Annotated in this window: 30 protein-coding genes; 29 read left to right on the top strand and 1 reads right to left on the bottom strand. The window is 67.0% G+C overall.

The features are described from left to right. The 26 genes from gpM to OXQ95_RS17620 all read left to right on the top strand — a co-directional run. Positions 1-789, top strand: a 789-nt coding sequence (gene gpM, locus OXQ95_RS17495) for a phage terminase small subunit (protein WP_267382810.1), incomplete at its 5' end; no start/stop codon positions are given. A 132-nt stretch (positions 790-921) separates the two neighbouring features. Further along, entirely contained in the window at positions 922-1,146 is a 225-nt protein-coding gene (locus tag OXQ95_RS17500; protein ID WP_267382261.1) for a hypothetical protein, read from the top strand. Further along, entirely contained in the window at positions 1,143-1,637 is a 495-nt protein-coding gene (locus OXQ95_RS17505) for a head completion/stabilization protein (protein ID WP_267382259.1), read from the top strand. The genes OXQ95_RS17500 and OXQ95_RS17505 overlap by 4 nt, the downstream gene beginning before the upstream one ends. Beyond that, a complete protein-coding gene (locus OXQ95_RS17510) occupies positions 1,637-1,852 on the top strand; it encodes a tail protein X (protein WP_267382257.1) in 216 nt (71 codons plus the stop codon). Before OXQ95_RS17505 ends, OXQ95_RS17510 begins: the two co-directional genes overlap by 1 nt. 2 nt (positions 1,853-1,854) lie before the next feature. Then, positions 1,855-2,262 carry a hypothetical protein gene (locus tag OXQ95_RS17515; RefSeq protein WP_267382255.1) on the top strand — a complete coding sequence of 136 codons (408 nt, stop codon included), beginning with the start codon at positions 1,855-1,857 and terminating at the stop codon, positions 2,260-2,262. Next, positions 2,259-2,849: a hypothetical protein gene (locus OXQ95_RS17520; RefSeq protein ID WP_267382253.1), complete on the top strand. Its 591-nt coding sequence runs from the start codon at positions 2,259-2,261 to the stop codon at positions 2,847-2,849. Before OXQ95_RS17515 ends, OXQ95_RS17520 begins: the two co-directional genes overlap by 4 nt. A 17-nt stretch (positions 2,850-2,866) precedes the next feature. Further along, positions 2,867-3,130, top strand: coding sequence for a hypothetical protein (locus OXQ95_RS17525; RefSeq protein ID WP_267382251.1), 264 nt, complete (start codon positions 2,867-2,869; stop codon positions 3,128-3,130). Between the two features lie 26 nt (positions 3,131-3,156). Next, complete coding sequence (locus tag OXQ95_RS17530) at positions 3,157-3,519, top strand: hypothetical protein (RefSeq protein ID WP_267382249.1); 363 nt, start codon at positions 3,157-3,159, stop codon at positions 3,517-3,519. 14 nt (positions 3,520-3,533) lie between these two features. Then, positions 3,534-3,752 (top strand): hypothetical protein, encoded by a 219-nt coding sequence (locus tag OXQ95_RS17535; RefSeq protein WP_267382247.1) that lies wholly within the window; start codon positions 3,534-3,536, stop codon positions 3,750-3,752. A gap of 12 nt (positions 3,753-3,764) precedes the next feature. Next, positions 3,765-4,244 carry a phage tail protein gene (locus OXQ95_RS17540; protein WP_267382245.1) on the top strand — a complete coding sequence of 160 codons (480 nt, stop codon included), beginning with the start codon at positions 3,765-3,767 and terminating at the stop codon, positions 4,242-4,244. Further along, on the top strand, positions 4,241-4,912 hold the full coding sequence (locus OXQ95_RS17545; RefSeq protein ID WP_267382243.1) for a phage virion morphogenesis protein: 672 nt from the start codon (positions 4,241-4,243) through the stop codon (positions 4,910-4,912). The genes OXQ95_RS17540 and OXQ95_RS17545 overlap by 4 nt, the downstream gene beginning before the upstream one ends. 72 nt (positions 4,913-4,984) lie before the next feature. Then, positions 4,985-5,878, top strand: coding sequence for a baseplate J/gp47 family protein (locus OXQ95_RS17550; protein ID WP_267382815.1), 894 nt, complete (start codon positions 4,985-4,987; stop codon positions 5,876-5,878). After that, positions 5,868-6,524 (top strand): phage tail protein I, encoded by a 657-nt coding sequence (locus tag OXQ95_RS17555; RefSeq protein WP_267382241.1) that lies wholly within the window; start codon positions 5,868-5,870, stop codon positions 6,522-6,524. The genes OXQ95_RS17550 and OXQ95_RS17555 overlap by 11 nt, the downstream gene beginning before the upstream one ends. Continuing rightward, the gene (locus tag OXQ95_RS17560) at positions 6,521-7,765 is read left to right on the top strand and encodes a hypothetical protein (protein ID WP_267382239.1); all 1,245 of its coding nucleotides are present in this window, start codon (positions 6,521-6,523) and stop codon (positions 7,763-7,765) included. Before OXQ95_RS17555 ends, OXQ95_RS17560 begins: the two co-directional genes overlap by 4 nt. A 13-nt stretch (positions 7,766-7,778) precedes the next feature. Next, positions 7,779-8,273, top strand: coding sequence for a hypothetical protein (locus tag OXQ95_RS17565; RefSeq protein ID WP_267382237.1), 495 nt, complete (start codon positions 7,779-7,781; stop codon positions 8,271-8,273). 4 nt (positions 8,274-8,277) lie between these two features. After that, on the top strand, positions 8,278-10,062 hold the full coding sequence (locus OXQ95_RS17570; RefSeq protein ID WP_267382235.1) for a hypothetical protein: 1,785 nt from the start codon (positions 8,278-8,280) through the stop codon (positions 10,060-10,062). Then, positions 10,062-10,331 carry a hypothetical protein gene (locus OXQ95_RS17575; protein ID WP_267382233.1) on the top strand — a complete coding sequence of 90 codons (270 nt, stop codon included), beginning with the start codon at positions 10,062-10,064 and terminating at the stop codon, positions 10,329-10,331. The genes OXQ95_RS17570 and OXQ95_RS17575 overlap by 1 nt, the downstream gene beginning before the upstream one ends. Before the next feature lie 60 nt (positions 10,332-10,391). After that, positions 10,392-10,964, top strand: coding sequence for a phage baseplate assembly protein V (locus OXQ95_RS17580; RefSeq protein WP_267382231.1), 573 nt, complete (start codon positions 10,392-10,394; stop codon positions 10,962-10,964). Positions 10,965-10,969: 5 nt separating this feature from the next. Continuing rightward, positions 10,970-11,329, top strand: a complete 360-nt coding sequence (locus OXQ95_RS17585; RefSeq protein WP_276589171.1) for a GPW/gp25 family protein — start codon at positions 10,970-10,972, stop codon at positions 11,327-11,329. 11 nt (positions 11,330-11,340) lie between these two features. Beyond that, positions 11,341-12,516: a phage tail sheath subtilisin-like domain-containing protein gene (locus OXQ95_RS17590; RefSeq protein WP_267382227.1), complete on the top strand. Its 1,176-nt coding sequence runs from the start codon at positions 11,341-11,343 to the stop codon at positions 12,514-12,516. Between the two features lie 45 nt (positions 12,517-12,561). After that, entirely contained in the window at positions 12,562-13,071 is a 510-nt protein-coding gene (locus OXQ95_RS17595) for a phage major tail tube protein (protein WP_267382225.1), read from the top strand. Then, the gene (locus tag OXQ95_RS17600; protein WP_267382223.1) at positions 13,071-13,523 is read left to right on the top strand and encodes a phage tail assembly protein; all 453 of its coding nucleotides are present in this window, start codon (positions 13,071-13,073) and stop codon (positions 13,521-13,523) included. The genes OXQ95_RS17595 and OXQ95_RS17600 overlap by 1 nt, the downstream gene beginning before the upstream one ends. A gap of 11 nt (positions 13,524-13,534) precedes the next feature. After that, positions 13,535-13,651 (top strand): GpE family phage tail protein, encoded by a 117-nt coding sequence (locus OXQ95_RS17605; protein ID WP_267382221.1) that lies wholly within the window; start codon positions 13,535-13,537, stop codon positions 13,649-13,651. A gap of 4 nt (positions 13,652-13,655) precedes the next feature. Further along, on the top strand, positions 13,656-16,073 hold the full coding sequence (locus OXQ95_RS17610) for a phage tail tape measure protein (RefSeq protein WP_267382219.1): 2,418 nt from the start codon (positions 13,656-13,658) through the stop codon (positions 16,071-16,073). Positions 16,074-16,078: 5 nt separating this feature from the next. After that, on the top strand, positions 16,079-16,474 hold the full coding sequence (locus OXQ95_RS17615; protein WP_267382217.1) for a phage tail protein: 396 nt from the start codon (positions 16,079-16,081) through the stop codon (positions 16,472-16,474). Beyond that, on the top strand, positions 16,471-17,511 hold the full coding sequence (locus OXQ95_RS17620; RefSeq protein WP_267382215.1) for a contractile injection system protein, VgrG/Pvc8 family: 1,041 nt from the start codon (positions 16,471-16,473) through the stop codon (positions 17,509-17,511). Before OXQ95_RS17615 ends, OXQ95_RS17620 begins: the two co-directional genes overlap by 4 nt. A gap of 238 nt (positions 17,512-17,749) precedes the next feature. On the opposite strand, the gene OXQ95_RS17625 is transcribed toward OXQ95_RS17620, so the two are convergent. Next, positions 17,750-18,466: a S24 family peptidase gene (locus OXQ95_RS17625; protein WP_267382213.1), complete on the bottom strand. Its 717-nt coding sequence runs from the start codon at positions 18,464-18,466 to the stop codon at positions 17,750-17,752. Between the two features lie 86 nt (positions 18,467-18,552). On the opposite strand from OXQ95_RS17625, the gene OXQ95_RS17630 reads away from it, so the two are divergent. From OXQ95_RS17630 to OXQ95_RS17640, 3 genes are read left to right on the top strand one after another with little or no spacing between them, the layout of a single operon-like run. Further along, entirely contained in the window at positions 18,553-18,903 is a 351-nt protein-coding gene (locus tag OXQ95_RS17630; protein WP_267382211.1) for a hypothetical protein, read from the top strand. Further along, positions 18,900-19,397: a hypothetical protein gene (locus tag OXQ95_RS17635; RefSeq protein ID WP_267382209.1), complete on the top strand. Its 498-nt coding sequence runs from the start codon at positions 18,900-18,902 to the stop codon at positions 19,395-19,397. Before OXQ95_RS17630 ends, OXQ95_RS17635 begins: the two co-directional genes overlap by 4 nt. Before the next feature lie 2 nt (positions 19,398-19,399). Further along, the gene (locus tag OXQ95_RS17640) at positions 19,400-19,717 is read left to right on the top strand and encodes an ogr/Delta-like zinc finger family protein (protein ID WP_267382376.1); all 318 of its coding nucleotides are present in this window, start codon (positions 19,400-19,402) and stop codon (positions 19,715-19,717) included. Positions 19,718-19,811: the final 94 nt, after the last annotated feature.

Consider the following 19,811-nt stretch of genomic DNA (forward strand, 5'->3'; position numbering starts at 1 on the left):
ACCCGCGCCGCGCCCGAACTCACCCCGGCGCGCGCGCACCGCATCGTCCAGGCGGCGACTGCGCCCGCGGACGACAACACCGCGGCACCCCGCGCGCCGCGAGACACGATTGCCGACGAGATGATGCTGCGCCTGACGCACGACCTCCGCCGGCTGAAGCAGATCGCCTCGATCCAGCTCAAGATCGCCGCCAAGGCCGAGATGCTACCTGCCTATCGCGCCTGGTGCGATGCGCTGCTCAGCGCCGATCGCGCGGATGCCGGGACCGCGGCCGAGGTCCTGCCAACCATCATGGTCTGGTGCATCGACACCGGCGATTGGATGCGTGCGCTCGAACTGGCCGATCACGTCCTGCGCCATGACGTCGCGCTGCCGGCCCGCTACGCGCGCTCCGCGCCCGCGCTGATCACCGAAGAGATCGCGAGCGCCGCGCTGAAGCTCCAGGCGGCGGGCAAGCCGTTCCCGTTCGATGTGCTCGACGTCGTCGACGGGCTGACGGCTGGCGCCGACATGCACGACGAGATCCGCGCCAAGCTCCACAAGGCGATCGGCTTCGAGCTGGCGCGCGAGGCGGACGGCCGCCAAGGTGCGGAGGCGCGGCCCGCGATCGTCGCCGCCATCGCCGCGCTCGGCCGCGCGCAGCAGCTCCACGACCGCGTCGGCGCGAAGACCCGCATGGCGCAGATGGAAAAGCTGCTCGCCGCGAACCTCGCCGCCTTCCCGCCGCCCGCGCCCGAGGGTGGCGAGTCCGCGACCCAGCCTTCGACCGACACGAACACCGCCGGCTGACGCCGGCTCACCAGCTCGCCCCCCGGCGCTCGGGGGCGGATCGCGCGGGACGGGAGACCTTCGGGTCGCAGGGCCGTCGACCGGACCCGATCCCCACCCCCGAAAACCGGGCGGGCGGAATCGAGGACCGACATGCTCGACATCATCATCCAGCTCATGGTCCAGCTCTTGTGCGTCGCGGCGCTCGGCGTCGGCGCATGGGCGGCGCTGTGCGGGAGCGTCGGCGCCGCGACCCGCAATTTCTGGGCCAGTGAGGCCAGCCACTCGCCGACCGTCCGCGCCTTCTGCGCGCTCGCGGTCGCTGGGTTGGTGCTGTTCATGGTCGGCTCGGCCGGCGCCGTGGCGACGATCGCGTGACCGGCTTCATCATCCCCAACCTGCCAGCGGACACCACGTCACCGGAAGCCGCGCCCGCGGCAGAACCGCCGATCGTCAACGACGGATGGTTTCCCGACATCGATCCGGCCGATCTGCGCCGGCAGGTCCGCGTTCGCGACACCGTCACGATCGAGCGGCTACGCGCTGCCGTGCTGTTCGCGATCATCACGGTCGGCAACCAGCTCGTGGTGTGGCAGGCGGCACGCGCGGTCGAGGGTCGCAGCCGGCTGGCCGACGTGCCGGCACCCCAGATCGATGGCGAGAGCCGTCTGACGATCCTCTACCGCACCGCCGTCTATGCCGAGGCCAAGGCGCGGCTGGTCGAGAGCTACCGCGACACGGACCTGACCGGCGCGGGGCAGCGCAAGGTGGACGATCTCGACCCGTCGATCAGCGAGATGCGCCGCGACTCGATCCATGCCGTCCGCGACATTCTCGGCCGCACCCGCACGACGGTCGAGCTGATCTGATGGCCGATATGCTCCATGCCGCGCAGGGCGACACGCTCGACGCGCTGATCTGGCGCGAGCGCGCGCTCGGCCCCGCCGCGATCGGGGCGGTGCTTGCCGCCAACCCCGGCCTCGCAGGGCTCGGCCCAATTCTGCCGATCGGCACCGCCGTCACCATCCCCGCCGTCCCGGTGCCGACGATCGCGACCCGCACCCTCGTCCAGCTCTGGGATTGACCATGACCGATACCACGACCCCGACGCAGAGCGTCATCGTCCAGCCCGCGGCGGTCGCCGCAGCGCCGCCCCCGCCCCTTGGCGTCAACATTTCGGTGCTGAGCGAGTGGGCCATCGCGCTCGTCGCCATCGCGGCGCTCATTGCGCTGATCCACAAGAGCTTCACCCGCGAACTGAATCGCGATCTGCTGCAGGTCAACCACAAGGTCGGCAACACGATCGCGCGCGTCGACTCGCTGGAGCGGCTGCGCACCGGCGACATCGAGCGCATCGTGAAGGTGGAAACCACGATCAGCAACGTCGAAAAGGGCCTCGATCGGATCGATCGCAGCATCCACGAGCGGTTCGACACCCTGGCGGATTCGATCCGCGAGATCCGCACCGTCGCGCCGCGCGGAGACCGCGCGTGACCGGCGCCGGCACCGGCTCGCGGACGATCGATCCGCCCAAGGGCAAGCCCCCTATTGTGCCCGGCGCGTTCTTCGCGCTCGTCGCCGCGGCGGTGCTCGCGGTGATGCCGCACACCCGCGCGGCCGAGGGCGATGTGCCCCACACCTACCAGGACATCGGTGGCGTCTGGACGGGCGGCGTCGGGCACACTGGCGCCGACGTAAAACCCAACACGGCGGTCTCGCCGGCGCAGAGCGCGGCATGGCTGAAAGCGGATCTGACCGCGCACGTCTCGGCGGTGCTGAAGGCGACGCCGACGCTCGCCGAACAGCCGAGCGCGCTCCAGGCCGCCGGTGATTTCGCGTTCAACGCGGGCGATGCACGCTGGGCGGCCTCGCCTATGGCCGCGCTGTTCGCGCGCCGGGCGTGGCGCGAGGGGTGCGCCGCCTTCAGCGGCTACATCACGCGCTACCGCGCGCCGAAGCCCGTGGCGGGCGGATCGTGCAGCGTGAGCAAGGCCAACGGCAAGCTCTACTGCGTCGCGCGCGGCCTCGTGCGCCGGCGGGATGCAGAGCGCGCGATGTGCCTCGCCAGCCTGAAACCATGACCCTGAAGGATCGAGCCATGCTCCAGCTTTCCAAGCTCGCGGCGCGCGTGCGCGCATCCGCGCCCGCCGCCATCGCCTGGGCCAAGCGCCGCGCCGGCGAGCGATCCACCTGGATCGGGCTCGCCGCGGTCGCAGGCGGCCTCGGCAAGTCCGTCTGGGCCGATCACCTGACCAGCATGGCCGATGTCGTGCCGATGCTGCTCGGCGCTGGCGGTGCCGCCTTGGCCGCCGCCTCCACCAATCCTCGCGCGCCCGCGCCGGATGCGGACAGCACCCGCTGATCCACCACCACGAAGGAAGTCCCCCCATGAAGATTTTCGGTCTCACCATCACCACTGCCACCGTCCTCGCGGCCTCGTCCTCGCTGACGCACGTCGTTGCGGCCACGGCCAAGCCCGGCAACCCGGTCGGCGACGCCGCCATCGCCACGGCCACCGCGCTCGAAGACACGACCAAGTCGGGTGCCGATAAGAAGGCCGAGGTGGTGGCCGTCATCACCCCGCTCATCGTGGAAGCCGCCAAGAAGGGCGGGCTCGCTGCTCTCGCGATGGACGCCGAGAAGTTCGCCGGCCTCGTGGTCGAGGAGGTCGTGGCGAACCTGAAGCCCACGCCGCTCGTGCAGCTCGCCAAGGCGCTGCTCGCCGCGTTCGGCATCAAGGTGCTCGGCTGAGCGGCACCGGCCGCGTGCTGGAGGTGGTCGGGGCAAATGCCCCGGCCACCAACCAGCCGTCGCGTCGCGTCACGGTCGAAAAGCCGGACGGGAGCTGGGTCTGTTTCGAGATCCCGATTGGCTGTGATCCGCCGATCGATGCGACGATCTCCTGGGGACCGCATCACGCATGGTGGGATGGCCACAAGGTCGAAAAAGGCTGGGAACGCGATCCCGACGGACCACTGCCGTAAACGGAAAACTGTATGAAAAAGCCGGACGCCTTGCGCAAATACCTGCTGGCCGCTGTCGCGGCGCTCGCGAGCAAGCCCGAGAACCTGTCGCTGTTCGTCGACAAGGGGCGGATCGGCGCTCGGGCCGGGTCGCTGTCCTATGAGCATCGCTACACATTGAACGTGGTGGTGCAGGATTATGCGGGCGACATCGACAAGCTCTTCGTGCCGCTGCTAGCGTGGATCTCCGACAACCAGCCCGAACTGCTGCAACAGGACAAGCAGGAGCCGTTCAGCTTCGAGGCCGATCTGCTCGACGGCGAGCTGGTCGATGTCTCGATCGATATCGAACTCACCGAACGGGTGCTGGTCGAACGCACCGCGGACGGCACACGCGTGACGGCGCTCGGGGAGCCCAATCTGTCCGACGTGTTCGACGGGGTAGATCCGGCGACGCCCTGGACGGGTCTGCTCGACGACATCATCGCCGCAGGCGTCGCTGAGGCCGCATGATCGAGAATGATTTCGCGCCGATCGAACAGCTCGCCGGCGCAGCGCTGCGATCGATCGATCCTGCCGGGCGGCGCAAGCTGCTGCGGCGCATGGCGCGCGAGATCCAGAAGAGTCAGTCGGCCCGCATCGGGCGGCAACAGAGCCCGGATGGCGGCGCATTCGCCAAGCGCCGGCCGAAGGCCGAGCTGAAGCCGGGAGCGTATGCCGTTAAATTCCTCTACCCCAAGGGCGTAGCTGAGCCGCGCCTCGTCCACATGAAGAGCTGGGTCCGTCAGGGGCCGCTAATGACCGGCTTCGACATCGAAGCGGGCGGCATCCGCAGCTTCTTCTGGGACAAGGTCGCCAAATGGCTGCCGATCGCGCCGGGCGAGCAGAACGCGGGCGCGGGCAAGCTGCGCCGGCGCACGCGGATCAAGGATGCGGTGATGTTCCGCAAGCTGCGACAGGCCCGCAACTTGCGCGCGGACGCAACCGATCGCGAGGCATGGATTGGCTTTACCGGCCGGGCGGCCGAGATTGCGCGTGTGTCGCAGGAGGGCCTTATGGACCGGCCGAGCGCCAAGGCAAAACCCGTGCGCTATGCCGTGCGAGGCTTGCTCGGGCTTACTGCGACTGAGCGCAACCGAGCGCTTGACCTTCTGCTGGAGCATATCACCGCGGCCCCGTGATCTTGTAGAAAGCCTTTCTACAAGCCGGCGCCATAGCCACCCGGCATAGCTCGCGACGACATGGGCGGCATCATGGCCGCCAGCTCCAGCACCGTCGATCTCTCGCGCCTGCCCGCGCCCACGATCGTGGACCAGCTCGACCTGGACACGATCGTGGCGAAGATCGTGGCCGACCTGCAAACCCGGCTGCCCGCCTTCAATGCGATCGTTGAATCCGACCCGGCGATGAAGGTGGTGGAGGCTTGCGCCTATCGCGAGCAGCTCCTCCGCCAAACATTCCAGGATGCTGCGCTGCAGTTGCTCGTCGCCTATGCCACCGGTGCCAACCTCGACCAGCTCGCCGCGGTCTTCGGCATTTCGCGCCTCGTGGTGGTGCCGGCGGATCTGACGAGCAACACCGCACCGGTTTACGAAACCGACGACAGCCTTCGGCAGCGCGTGACGCTGGCGCCCGAAGCCTATTCGGTCGCGGGCCCCGAGCTGGCCTATGTCGCACATGCCAAGTCGGCGTCGGGCGATGTCGCCGACGCCAGCGCGGTGTCGCCGGCGCCAGGCGAGGTGCTGGTATCGGTCCTGTCGGCCACAGGCGACGGCAGCGCCAGCGCCGATCTCGTCGCGGCGGTAAACGCGATCGTGGCCTCGCCCACGATCCGCCCGCTTGGCGACCACGTCACGACGGCGTCTGCCAACATCGTTCACTATGACCTGACCGCCGCACTGACGACGTTCTCCGGCCCTGACGTTACGATCGTCCTGGCCGCGGCACGCGCCGCGCTCGATGCCTATCTCGCCACGAACCGGCTGCTCGGCCGCAACCACCGCATCGCCGGCATCATCGCCGCGCTGGACGTCGCCGGCGTCGAGAACGTCACGCTGGCCAGCCCTGCGGCCGATATCCTCTGCGACGATACGCAGGCTGCCAACGCGGCGACGATCACCATCACGCATGCCGGCTATGCCGAATAGCCTCCTGCCCCCCAATGCCACGCCGCTGGAACGCGCGATGGAAGGCGCGACAGCGCGGGTCGGCGCGATCGATATCTCGCAGGCCGCCGATCTGTGGAACCCGGCTTCGTGCCCGGCCCCAATCCTGCCCTGGCTCGCATGGTCGCTTTCCGTGGATTTCTGGGATGCCACTTGGTCGGATGCGGTCAAGCGCGACGCGGTCGCCACCGCCATCGCCAAGCACCGGCGCAAGGGCACCCGAGCATCGGTCGAGGAGGTGCTAGCGCGCTATGACGCGCTGCTCAGCGTGGTGGAATGGTTCGAAGCGAGCCCCCAGGCGGCGCCGCACACCTTCGAGGTTCAGCTCCAACTGGTGACCGCTGACGGCATCGCGCCGGGCGGGACGCGCTCCACCGCCGCGTTCGTCGAGGCGATCGTTCGCGACATCATCCGGGTGAAGCCGCTGCGCGAACATTTCACGTTGGCGCAGACGCTCCGCACCCGCGCGAGCGTCGCGGTGTTCGGCGTCGGCCGGCTGGCCGGCTTCGTCCGCGAGCGCGCGGCGCTGGCCGCCGACACGTCACCCTTCTGGGATCCGTGCCTGCAAACCGAGGACGGCGAGCCGATGCAGGATGATTTCGCCGTCTTTTACGAGGATCTGCCATGACACCGTCCATCACGCTCACGATGACGACGGCGGGCTATGCGCGCTTCACCGCGGCGCAACTCGGCGCGGGCATCGACCTGAAGGTCACGTCGGTGGGCGTCACGAACACGCCGTTCGTGTCCGCGCCGACGCTCACCGTGCTACCGGGCGAAATCAAGCGGATCGCGACGGTCTCCGGCGCCCAGGTCGGCAACAACACGGTTCACCTGATGATCCGGGACGCCACCAGCGATATCTATTCGGCAGTGGGCCTCGGCCTTTATCTGACCGATGGCACGCTCTTCGCCTTCTACGGTCAGCCTACGTCGATCTTCCAGAAATCGGCGCTCACGACCTTCCTGGTCGCGCTCGACATCAGCTTCCCGGATGCCTCGATCAACGCGATCACCTTCGGCGACACGAACTTCCTGAACCCGCCGGCCACCAGCGACACGGTCGGCGTCATACAGCTTGCGACGCTCCCCCAGGCGCAGACGGGCACGGACACCACGCGCGCGATCGTGCCGGCGGTTCTCGCCGCCATGCTGTCGCCGATCAACACGGCGATCACGGCCCTCCAAGCGGGGGCAGCCTTGCTGTCGACGGCGTTCAGCGCGCTGCTCGCGCGGACGATCACCGGCGGAGGCCTCGTGTCCGGAGGCGGCGATCACACCGCCAGCCGCGTGCTGACGGTTACCGCGGCAACTGCCGATCAAGCCGCCGCAGGCACTGATGCGACCACGGCGGTCACACCGGCATCGCTTGCGACGATCCTGGCCACGATCGCGGCTAAGGCACCCCAATCGCGCAAGGTCACCACGTCGGGCCTGCTCTCCGGCGGTGGGCCACTCAGCGCAGATTTAACGCTTTCAATCCTGAAGGCGACCGCCGCGTTGATCGCGGCGGGCACCGACGACGCCAGCGTCATCACCCCGGCGGGCCTGGCGAGCTTGCCGAAGCTGGCGGCGAAATCGGGCTTCCTGACCCTGCCCGGCGGCATCATCATTCAGTGGGCGGCCGGCAGCGCTCAGGCTGCGGGCAACGAGGGCACGCAGACGATCACGCATCCGATCGCGTTTCCCAACAATGCGTGGCGCGCCTTCGTCACCACCAACCTCGCCGCGAGCACGTCCTCGGGTGACGCCTTCTTCCAGACGATCGGCGAGCCCTCGCTCGGCTCCAGCGTCGTGCAGCGGCAGATCACGGGCAACCCGTCCGACAGCAGCGCGAGCACGCCCGTGCTGTTCATCATCGGCAACTGAGAGGCAAGCGACCTTGAGCTACCATTACAGCGCGGCCACCGCGAGCTTCTACCACGCCGACGTCCACGATGCGCTGCCCGACGATGCGGTGCAGATCTCCGCCGGCCAGCACGCGCGGCTCCTGGCTGGGCAGGCGAGCGGCAGGAGCATCGTCGCCGCCCCAAATGGCCGGCCTACGCTCTCCAAGCTGACCGCGCCGAAGCTCGACGAGCTGCGCGCAGGCGCGGTGCGCGCGGTGAAGCGCGAGGCGCGGCGCCGCATTCTCGCAGTCGCCACCATCGAACGACAGTCGAACGACAACGCGGCAATCGCACTGGCAGCGGTCGCGAACCTCCTTGGCAACGTACATGACGATCGCGGGGCAACGATAGCCGCGCTGCGGCGCCGCGCCGCGATCGATGCGATCCGCGCCGCCTCCGATCGTATCGAGACGACTATCGCCAAGGCGAACGCCGACGACCTCGCCGCGCTCGACGTCATGACCGTTCCGCTCTGGCCCGAAGGCTGACCTCATGGCAAAGATCTCCGCACTCGATCTGCTGACCGTCACTGATGGTACCGAGTCGATCCCCGTCGTTTCGGGCGGTCGAGCCAAGCGCATGTTGCTGTCCGCCCTCGCGAAGGCGGTGATCCCGTTTCTGGTCGCTTGGTACAAGGGCGACAAGGGTGAGCCCGGCGGCAACATCATGGCCATCGGTTCCAAGTTGCAGGCCGCTGGCCAGACCATCAACGCAGGTACGACCCTGGTTCGGGTGTCGGACTTTGATGGCCGCGGCATCGGTGAGGCGCCCTACACGTCGGCGGCGGGAGCCGACGCAACCACGCTCGCGAAATACCCACGATCGACCTTCCAGTCAGCAGACGGCCGTTACTTCGCTCGCGTGAAGGGTTCGCCTCTCATTACCGAGTTCGGTGCGCGTCCCGATGGCTCCCCGCAGTCGGCGATTTTCGCCGAGGCGATTGACTGGGCAACCAATCGCGGGGTCAACGAGCTGATCATCCCCACCACCGGCAGCGATCCGGGCTTCTTCCTCGATCAGACGCTCAACATCGAGAACGCCGTCACGCTGCGTGGCACCGGCACCGGGCGCGCCGGTGCAGACCAGTCGAAGTGCGTCATCAACGTTGCCGATGGAATCGATGGCATCGTCACTCACCGCTCCAACACTGGCCCCCGCGCTGGTCAGCCCGGCATCCTGGGAGCCGATGGATCCCGCATTCTCGGGCTGAAGCTCGTCGGTGGCAGGACACCGGGCACAGTGGGCCTGCGCATGCGCGCGCGTGCCGAGTTCGGGCAGAACGTCGTCAACTTTTTCGGCGGCTCCGTCAGTGTGGCGGTGGGCACCGGCTCTGGCGGTTCGACCGAGGGCAACGCCAACGCCTGGAGCGTGCACAACAGCCGGCTCGACAGCGCCAACGGACACGGTCTGGATGTTGACTATGCCGACGCCAATGCGGGTTCCGCTAGGGATATCGATGTGTCCGGATGCAATGGGTTTGGCGTTCGTGGCAACAGCTTCCTGTCGTGCATATACGGCAACATCCAGATGTCGGACTGCGGAACCTATCAGTATCGCAGCAACGGCACCTTCGCCGGCGTCAACTACATCATCGGCAACAGCTATTATTTCTTTGTGCCTGCGCCCTATGCGACGTCGGCCGATCTGGGTGCGCATGCGCCGTCGCTGACCGATCCAACCTACTGGCTGCTCGTCTATAAGGGGGCCAACGGCGCCTACCCGGTGTGGCAGCAAGGCGCGACCAACTACGCGCCGGGCGGCCCGTTCATGTTTGCAGGCCCACCGCTCGCGACGGGCATCTACACCGAGAGCAACCAAGGCCCCGGCATCATCCAGGGTGGCTCCATGCTTATCATGGGCACTCAAGGCGCAGGCGTGATCGGCAACGGCTGCTTTCTGACAACCGACTACACTGGGGCGCTGATTGCGAAGCGAGGCTTCGTTGCGCGCGATCCGACAAACCCAGGCCGTTACGCAGCGTTCGGCGATAACGTGACGGCCGGCAAGTGGGCCGAATACGGCGATCCGACCGTATTTCCCTCCGAACTCGCCTGGGCAATGCAGGATGCGAGCGAGATGGGGCTCGCGCATGGTTCCAACCAATATTTGATGATCCACGGGCAGAACCACACCCGGCCCAACCGCTTACGGCTCATCAACCCGCTCATTTCCGGCCTGCCGCGCGCGCCGGACAACGCCGGCGCCGTTAGTCTCGGCCTGCAAGCGGGGGACTGGTATGTCAACATCACCAGCCATGCTCTGACGGAGGTACAGTGATGCCCGGGATTATGCCGCAAATGGAAGGCTCGCTCTTCTATCAGACGAAAACCATCACGCAGGACGAAGCTCTGCGGCTGCTCAACCGGATCAATGGCATTTGGGCGCGCGTCGCGCCGGACGGCATCGAATACGGCATCTCGCCGATGGTGGCATTCCAAGCCGGGTTCGCGCCGAACTTCGCCGGCCACAACGTGCTGGCGGAGGCGACCGAGTTGCTGAACGCGGCAGATAGCGTGGATCAGGTTAGCGCGGGAGGCACCTTGTAGAAAGCGTTTCTACAAGTTTGCGCGCGCGCGGATGCGAGATCGCGGCGTCATGGTCGCAGCATGGCCGATCCTGCCGACATCCAGCGCCTCGTTGGCGATCTCGCGCGAATCGGCGTCGTGCAGTCCGTCGATCAGACAAATGCCACGGCCCGTGTCGCCATAGGCGATCTGCTCACAGGCGACATCCCCTGGGTCGCAGCGCGTGTCGGCGCGACCCGAGTATGGTCGCCCCCGAGCGTCGGCGAACAGGTTCTCGTGCTCTGCCCCGAGGGTGACACTGCCGCCGGCCTGATCGTCGGTAGCCTCAGCAGCGACGCCAACCCTCATGCTGGCAGCGATAGCTCCAGCGTCATCGTCTTCGCGGACGGGGCGTCGATCGACTATGATCCGGAGGCGCATGCCCTCGCCGTCATGCTCCCCACCGGCGGCACCGCACGCGTAGCAGCGCCCGGCGGGATCGTCTTTGAGTGTGACGTCGAGATCAAGGGTGGCCTGACGATCGACGGGCAGGTCTATGCGACCGACTCGATCCACAGCGACGGCGATGTGACGGCGAACACCGTCAGCCTCCAGCATCACGTTCACGACAAGGTGCAGGCGGGCACCGCCATCTCCGGGAAACCGATCGCGTGATCGGCATGGATCGTAGCACCGGCAAGCCACTCGGCGGTGCCGACCATCTCGCGCAGTCGATCGGCGACATCCTCGGCACGCCGCTAGGCAGCCGCGTGGGACGGCGCGACTATGGGAGCCAGCTCCCCGAGCTGCTCGATCAGCCGATGAACGGCCTCGGTCGGCTGCGCGTCTTCGCCGCTACCGCGCTTGCCATCATGCGCCAGGAGAGCCGCGCCCGCATCTCGCGTGTGGCGCTGGAGCGCACCGCCGTCGCCGGCGCCTTCGTGCTGCGCATCACCGGCACCCGCACCGACACCGCCGGCACCGCCGCGCAGCTCGATCTCACCATCCCCGTGCGCGCCGCCAGCGCGCTCACCGCCTGAAAGGACCGACCATGGCCGACTATCTCCACGGCATCCGTGTTACCGAATCGTCGGGCAACGTCGCCACGCTCGCGACCATCGCCACCGCTATCATCGGCCTTGTGGGAACGGCGCCCCTGGCCGATCCCACCATCTTGCCGCTCGACACGCCCGTGCTGGTGAGCGACCTTCAGGCCGCGATCGTCGGCGCCGGCGCCACGGGCACGCTAAAGGCGGCGTTGACGGCGATCTCCGAACAGGTCCGCGCGCCCGTCGTCGTCGTGCGTGTGGCGCCCGGCGCCGACGAGCAGGCGACCGAACTGGCGCTGATCGGAACCGACGTTGGCGGCCATAAGACGGGCATGCAGGCGTTGCTCGGCGCCTATGCGCTGCTCGGCGTGCGCCCACGCATCCTCGGCGTGCCGGGGCTGGAGAGCGAGGCCGTCACCGATCAGCTCGCCACGGTGGCCGCGAAGCTCCGCGGGCGGGCCTATTGCGCCGCGATCGGCGCGACGATCGCCGACGTTACCGCCTATCGCGCCAAGTTCGCCCAGCGCGAGCTGACGCTTATCTGGCCCGACGTGGTCGAGCCGATCGATGTGCTCGGCACGCCGGGCATCACGCCCGCCGCGGCGCACGCGCTCGGCCTGCGCGCCGCGATCGATCAGGATCAGGGCTTCCACAAGACGCTGTCGAACGTGCCGCTGGCGAGCGTCACTGGCATGTCGCACCCCATCTCCTTTGACGTCCAGGACGCGGATTGCGATGCTAACACGCTCAACGCCGCCCAGGTGGTGACGCTGGTGCGGCTGAACGGCGCGATCCGCTTCTGGGGCAACCGGACGTGCGCCGATCCCACGAGCGACTTCACGTTCGAAAGCGCGTGCCGCACCGCCCAGGTGCTCGCCGACACGATGGCGCTGGGCTTGACGGCGTATCTCGACCAGCCGCTGCGGCCCAGCCTTGCGCGCGATATCGTCGAGGAGATCAACGAGCTGTTCCGCCGCCTCGTGCGCGCCGGCCGCGTGCTGGGCGCGACCGCATGGTTCGATCCGGCGAAGAACGCGACGGCGACGCTGAAGCAGGGGCGCCTGCTGATCTCGTACCGCTACACGCCCGTGCCCCCGCTGGAGCGCCTCGATCTCGATCAGGAGATCACGGACGAGTTTCTGGCCGACTTCGGCGCACTCGCCGCGGCCAACAACTGAGCCGCCCCGCTCGTCTGACCTGACCACCCTCCCGGAGATACCCCGATGGCCCTGCCCCGCAAGCTCAAGAACCTCATGCTCTTCAACGCCGGCAACGCCTATCTCGGCGAAGTCGCATCGTTCACCGCCCCCAAGCTCGCCCGCAAGATGGAAGAGTGGCGGGGCGGCGGCATGGACGGCCCCGTCAAGATCGACATGGGCAGTGAAGCGCTGGAGGCGGAATGGTCGTGCGGCGGCCCCATGCGCGACGTGATCCGCCAGTTCGGCGTCATCGACGCGACGGGCGTCCAGCTCCGCTTCGTCGGCGCCTATCAGCATGACGATAGCGGCGATGTGGACGCGATCGAGATCGTGATCCGCGGGCGCCACGAAGAGATCGACATGGGCGAGCAGAAGGTGGGCGACGCCGGCGAGTTCAAGGTGAAAACCGCCATCGCCTATTACCAGCTCACCTGGAACGGCGTCGTGGAGATCGAGATCGATCTGCTCGGCATGGTGTTCGTCGTGGGCGGTATCGATCGCCTCGCCGAGATCCGCGACGCGCTGGGGATCTGATGCCCGGCCATGGCGGCGCGGTGCCTCTCCGCCGTGCCCGCAACCACAACCCGACCGAGGCCTGCACTCCGCGCCAGTGGCGCGCGGAGGCGCAGGCCGAAACCCAGAAGGCCACCACCATGATCGATGCCACCAACACCACCACCGCCGACGCTCCCGAAGGTCCGGGGTTCACCCTCGACGAACCCGTCATGCTGGGCAACACCGAACTGCTGCCCGCCGGGACGCGGATCAGCGTCCGCAAGCCCGATTCCGGCTCGCTACGCGGCCTGAACCTCATGGGCCTGTCCCAGATGGATGTCGTGCAGCTCGAGCAGCTCGCGCCGCGCATCACCATGCCCATCATCCAGAAGGGCGCCCGCCTGGGCGCGGCCGACCTGATGCAGTTCGGCGGCGAGGTACTGGATTTTTTGCTTCCGCGAGCAGCGAAGGCGGCGGTCTCCCACAACTGATCGACGACGCCATGGCCGATCTCGCGCTCGTGTTCGGCTGGAGCCCTGAGACCATGGACCGGATGGACCCGGCCGAGCTGATGCAGTGGCGCGCGCGCGCAGCCGCCCGCCACAATCCCGAGGACTGAGACGATGGCCGACCGCGACCTGCGCATCCGCATGCTGCTCGAAGCGGCCGACCGCGTCACCAAGCCGCTGAAGGATATCGCCGGCGGCGCCGGCCGCGCGTCGACGGCGCTGAAGGCCACCCGCGACCGCCTGCGCGAGATCGAGCGGGTGCAGGGCGACGTCGAGGCCTTCCGCAAGCTGAAGAGCGGGCTCGCCACCACCACCGACGCGATGGAGGCGGCGCGACAACGCGCCACCCAGCTCGGCCGCGATCTCGCCGCTACCGAGGCGCCGACGCGCGCGATGGCGCGCGACTTCGCCGCCGCGAAGCGGGAAGCCGAGCAGCTCACCCGCCAGCACCAGGCCGAATCGCGCGAGCTGACGACGATCAGGGCCCGGCTCACCGATGCCGGCGTCTCGACCCGCCACCTTGCCGCGGCCGAGCAGGCGCTGGCGGCCGATACGCGTCACACCAACGCGGAGCTGCGCGAGCAGACCGAACGGCTGGAGCAGCTCCAATCGCGCAGCCGACGGTTCGGCGCAGCCAAGGCGCAATTCGGGAAAGGTCAAGAACTGGCGGGCAGCCTTGCCGCTGGAGGCGCCTCCGCGCTCGCGGTCGGCGTCGGATCGGGCACCGTCGTGGCGGCCGTGGCAAAGGATGCGATGAATCTTGAGGACAAGATGGCTGGCGTCCGCAAAGTGTCGGGCATGTCGGCGCTCGAAATCGGGAAGATGGCAGCGGACATTCAGCAGATGACCCGCACAATCCCCCTCACCGCCGTTGAACTCGCCGGGATCACTGAGGACGCCGCCGCGGCAGGCGTCGGTCACGGCATGAAAGACCAGCGGCAGCAGCTCGTCGATTTTGCAACCCAAGCGGCAAAGATGGGCACCGCGTTCGGCATGAGCGCGGACGAGGCCGGCACCACCATGATGGCATGGCGCGAGGCGTTTCAGGCTCCACTCCCGGAACTGAAGCGGCTAGGCGATCAGGTCAATGCGCTGAATGCCAAGTTCGGCGGCAAGGGACCCGAGATCGCACAGGTGATCGAAAGTATCGGGTCGCTCGGCAAGGTCGCTGGGGTGTCCTCACCCCAGGTGGCAGCGCTCGCATCGCGGCTTAGCTCGCTCCATGTCGCGCCGGAAATCGCCGCGACGGGCATCAAAAACCTGATGCTGCAGCTCAACATGGGCTCGTCGGCTCGAAAGCGGCTGCTGATGGGGTACAAGGCGATCGGCGTTGACGCGGTCGCGATTGCAAAGGGCATGCAGACCAACGCCGGTGCCACGATCCTGGACGTTTTCGATCGTGTCGCGCGGTTGCCGAAAGTGCAGCAGACCGCGACCCTCACGAACATGTTCGGTCGCGAATCCGTCGCGCCGATCGCCGCGATGCTCACCGGCCTCGATCAGCTAAAGGCGCGCTTCGACCTTGTCAGCGATGCATCGGTTTATGGCGGACAAGTACAACGCGAATACGATAGGCGGCTGGCGACTAGCTCTAACCAGCTCAAGCTCGCAGATAACCGCTTCACGGCGCTCAAGATTACAATTGGCACTCGCCTGCTGCCCACGATCAATCTCGCGGCTGACAAGCTCGGCGCGCTTTTCGATCGCTTCAACGCCTTCGCGTCCGAACACCCCAAATTGACGCAGGCGATGATTGTCAGTGTCGCGGTGATTGCCGCCATGCTCACCGTTCTGGGCGCACTCGGCATTGCGCTCGCCGCCATTGTCGGGCCGTTCGCCGCTGTCGCCGCCGTCGCAACCTTTTTCGAGGTCGGCATGCTCCCGATCATCGGCATTGCAGCGGCCGTAGTGGTCGGGATCGGGCTGCTCGCGGCAGCGGTATACCTGATCTACAGCAATTGGGGACCAATCGTCGGCTGGTTCGGGCGTCTCTGGGCGAGTGTCCGTGCCGGCATCTCGGGATTTGGGACGTGGCTTGCCGATGCCGGGCGATGGCTGATCGACGGCCTGGTGACCGGCATAACGAGCCGCCTCGCGGCCCTCAAGAGCGCCGTTGTAGGCGCAGCGAACATGGCCGCAAGCTGGTTCAAGTCTGCGCTGGGCATCCACTCGCCCAGCCGAGTATTTCATGGCTTCGGCGGCTACATGATGCAGGGGCTGACGAACGGTATTACGGACAACGAGGATGCGCCGGTGCGGCGCCTCGATCGTCTCTCACGTCGCGTCCAAGCAGCAATTGCGACGGGTGCCGCATTCGGCTCCATCGCTGCGCCGGCGCAATCTGCCTCGCCGGCGGCGGGGCGCATGGCCGGGCAGCCGCCCTCGAACCACTATGAAGTGCACTTTCACCCGTCCGCCGGGATGGACGAGCAGGCGCTTTTCGACAAGTTCGAACGCTGGCACGCCGATCAGGAGCGTAAGAAGGGCGCTGCTGCCCGATCGGGCTATGCCGACACGCCGGACTGGGAGTGACGCCGATGCTCTTGGCCCTCGGACTCTTCTGCTTTGACATACCGACGCTCGCCCATGACGAGCTGCAACGCCGCATGGACTGGCAGCATGCGCGTAGCCAGCGCATCGGGGCGCGCGACGCCGTCCAGTATATCGGTCCCGGCGAGGACAAGATCGCGCTCTCGGGCCGGGCCATGGCCGAACTGAGCGACGGCCCGGCTTCGCTCGATCAGCTCCGCACCATGGCTGACAAAGGCGAGGCCTGGGCGTTAGTCGACGGCACCGGCGGCGTGCTCGGGGCTTTCGTCATCACCGGCATTGATGAGCGGCAGAGCGTCTTCCTGCCCGACGGGACCGCGCGCCAGATCAGCTTCGGCATCGAGCTGCTGCGCGTCGATGATCCGACGAGCGCCACAGCGTGACGGTCGCCAATATCCACGACTTCCGCTTGACGCTCGCCGGTCAGGATTTGCGCGGCACCCTCTACGACGAAGCCGCAGCGCTGACGGACATCACCGCGAAGGTGCGCCCGCGCCTCGTGTCGCTCACCCTGTCGGAAAAGCGCGGTGGCGAAGCCGATCAGCTCGATCTTGTGCTCGACGACACCGATGGGCTGCTCGCGCTGCCGGCGATCGGCGCGGTCCTGAAGCTCCAGCTCGGTTGGAAACAGGGCAGCGACGTGAGCACCGGCCTCGTGGACAAGGGCAGCTTCACCGTCGACGAGGTGCAGCATGCCGGCCCGCCCGATCAGGTAACGATCCGGGCGCGCTCGGCCGATTTCACCGGCGCGCTGAAGGTGCGCCGCGAGCAGAGCTGGCACGCCACCACGCTCGGCGCGATCGTGAACGAGATCGCCGGCAGGCAGAAGCTCACCCCGCGCTGCGCGGCGACGCTCGCCGGCATCGCCATCGACGGACAGCACCAGAGTCGGGAGAGCGACATGGCGTTGCTTCGTCGCCTCGGCCGAGAGCACGATGCGGTAGCCACAATCAAGGGCGGCGCGCTGATCCTCGCGCCGATCGGCACCGGCACCACCGCCAGCGGCAAGCCCCTGCCCGCGCTGGCACTCTCCCGCCGCGCCGGCGATACGCACACCTACCGCGTTGCGAAGCGCGAAGCGGCCGAGGGGATCAGCGCCGGGTGGCATGATCGCAAGGGCGCGCGCCGCCAGTTCGTGACGGTGGGCAAGGCTGACGGGGCAAAAAAGCTATCCCGTACCTATGCCAACGAGGCCGACGCGCGCGCCGCGGCGCAGGCGGCAAAGGGCCGCGCCGAGCGAGAACCCGTGTCGCTAGATTGGACGCTCGCGCTCGGCCGCGCTGATATCTACCCCGAACAGAAGGCCAGCGTCAGCGGGTTCAAGGCGGCGATCGATGCGGTTGCCTGGGTGCTGACCGAGGTGACGCACCGCCTCGACCAAGGTGGGTTCAAGACGGCGGTTAAGCTAGAAAGCACGTAGGGCTATTCTTTAGCGCGAAGTTTCTTTCGTGCAGTCCGGCCCACGTCTTCGCCGATTTTCATTCCAACATACAGAGCGTAGCCTATAAATATCAGAGGAAGCCCGCATAGTACCAGCACTATGTAAGTTAACAACATATCGTTCGCGGACGATGCGCTGACAACAGCAATGACCATGGCGATTGCGGCCCACGAAAGTGGCAGGGCAATGCAGCCCTTACGTCGATTAGACATCGCCATTAGAACCCCAATGCCTCGTCCCACGGCATCACTCGATGTACAGCAGCCACCTGTTCGTTTGGAACCTCAAATATCGCCATCGGATTGAACTGCCGGAGCACAACGACGCCGGGCCGTCGCTTTACGAGCTGCTTTATGAGGACATGCCTCACCTCTTCTCCATCGAAGGTCGGCCCCCGCAATTGGACAATCACGTCCTCTCCGATTCCGGGCGCCCGGCGTGGGTCCACAAGCAGCCTTCGGCCCGGCTCGTGGCGTGGCTCCATAGAATGGCCGGACACTTCCACGACGTAAAGATCGGGACGGCCCGTGACCCCGATCGGCCGCGCCATGAAGTCTAGCGGCGCGGCCATGTGTACTTCCGTTTGCTCTACCACAACCGTTATACCGCCGTCATAGCTGAACTGAACGTCAGCTCCGAGGGCAGTGCCATATATCGGGAGCGTTTTTGGCAAACGCCGCAACGCATCCGAATTAATGGTGTCTGCGGGAAATGTTCTCTCGATTGCAGTATCGCGGCCCAATAGCCATTCTGCGGTTGTACCTAGCTCTGCTGCGATAGCATCGAGACGGCTAGCGCTAGGCATGTTGCCGCGTTTTATATTCCGGATGATGTCGGGATGCCCGACCGCCACGGATATCTCGCGCGCTGTCACATTGCGCTCGGCTAATTTCGCCTCGATGCGCTCTTTTAGGATTTCGGGGACGGCATTCATGCCGCACCTATGCCCCAGGCGGAAAAGCCGCGCGAGCGGCGTATTTGCCGTTGACGTGTGCGGCGTATTCGCCGTACATGACCGCTATGAGCGATACCTACGAAGACGCCCTGCGAGTCATCGCTGAGAGTTATGGTCGGGCAATCGCGATCAGCGGAGGCATGTCTCTCGCGCGCGTCGCTACGCTTGTCGTCAACCGCGGATCGTTCTTCAAACGCCTGGAGAACGATACATCCTTCTCCGCCAAGAACCTGGATCGATTTGCCGCTTGGTTTCGCAACGAAGGTCATTGGCCTCATAACACCATACCGGAGGAAGCCGCAGCGGCGCTATTCAGCATAGGTCGCCCTCCGATCTCTGCCGCACAATGCGGTAAATACACCTCGGCCGCCCAGTGCGATCTCGAGACAATTTTGCAGAAAGGTCGCGCGGCATGACCAAGGTGCGCACCCCCCTCACCTCGGCCGACGCGATGACGCGCGTCGCCGGCCTTCTCGGCTGGGCAGAGGTGTCCCGCATCGCGCGGCGCACGAACAGGTGCGTGCGCAATTGGTCCGACCCGGATCATGGCGCATCGGCGCCGATCGACACGGCGCGCAACCTGGAGGTGGCGTACCGCGCGGCTGGAGGCGACGGTTCGCCCTTCCTGGAAGCGTTCGCCCATCAGGTCGAGCAGCAGCTCGCCGCCGCTACGGCATGCCAGACGGCACTGATCGCCGATTGCGCCGATGTGTCGCGCGAGACCGGGGAAGCCGTCGCCTTCAGCCTCGTGCTCGCCCAGCCGGGCGCCAGCCCACGCGACGCGCTCCGGGCGCTCGCCGAGGCCGAACAGGCCGAGACCAAAATTCGCGGCCTCGTGCGCCGCATCAGCAGTTTCCTTCCGGCCGTCACGGGATCGGTCGCGGGGAAAGCGGGGGGACCCAACCAGTGAAGATGAAGAAGCCTACCGCGCCTCGCCTGCCGTCCATCGGGTGTCCGCATTGCGGCACACGTTCGATCGTCCGGTCGAGCGAGGCCGTGACCGACACCGTGCGCGAGCTGCGCATGGTCTGCGACAACACCGATTGCGGCTGCCAGTTCGTATCGCAACTCTCGGTCATCCGGATCGTGCACCAGAGCGCGACGCCCAACCCGGCGGTGCGCATCCCTTTTGGGCGGTGGCCGGCCAAGCCGGCGAACGACGATCACCCCGCCCCGGCGAATGACGAAGGGCTGGGCGCCGCGCTCGCGGCCATCATGACTATCACCTGATCCCGGCGGCACCGCGCCGCACCCGTTCCCCGAACTGCAATTTACCCGGCGACGACATGCGCCGCCGGGAACGCCCCCGGCTTGTCTGAAGGAC

It is taken from the genome of Sphingomonas sp. GC_Shp_6 (assembly GCF_026540835.1).
GTDB lineage: Bacteria > Pseudomonadota > Alphaproteobacteria > Sphingomonadales > Sphingomonadaceae > Sphingomonas.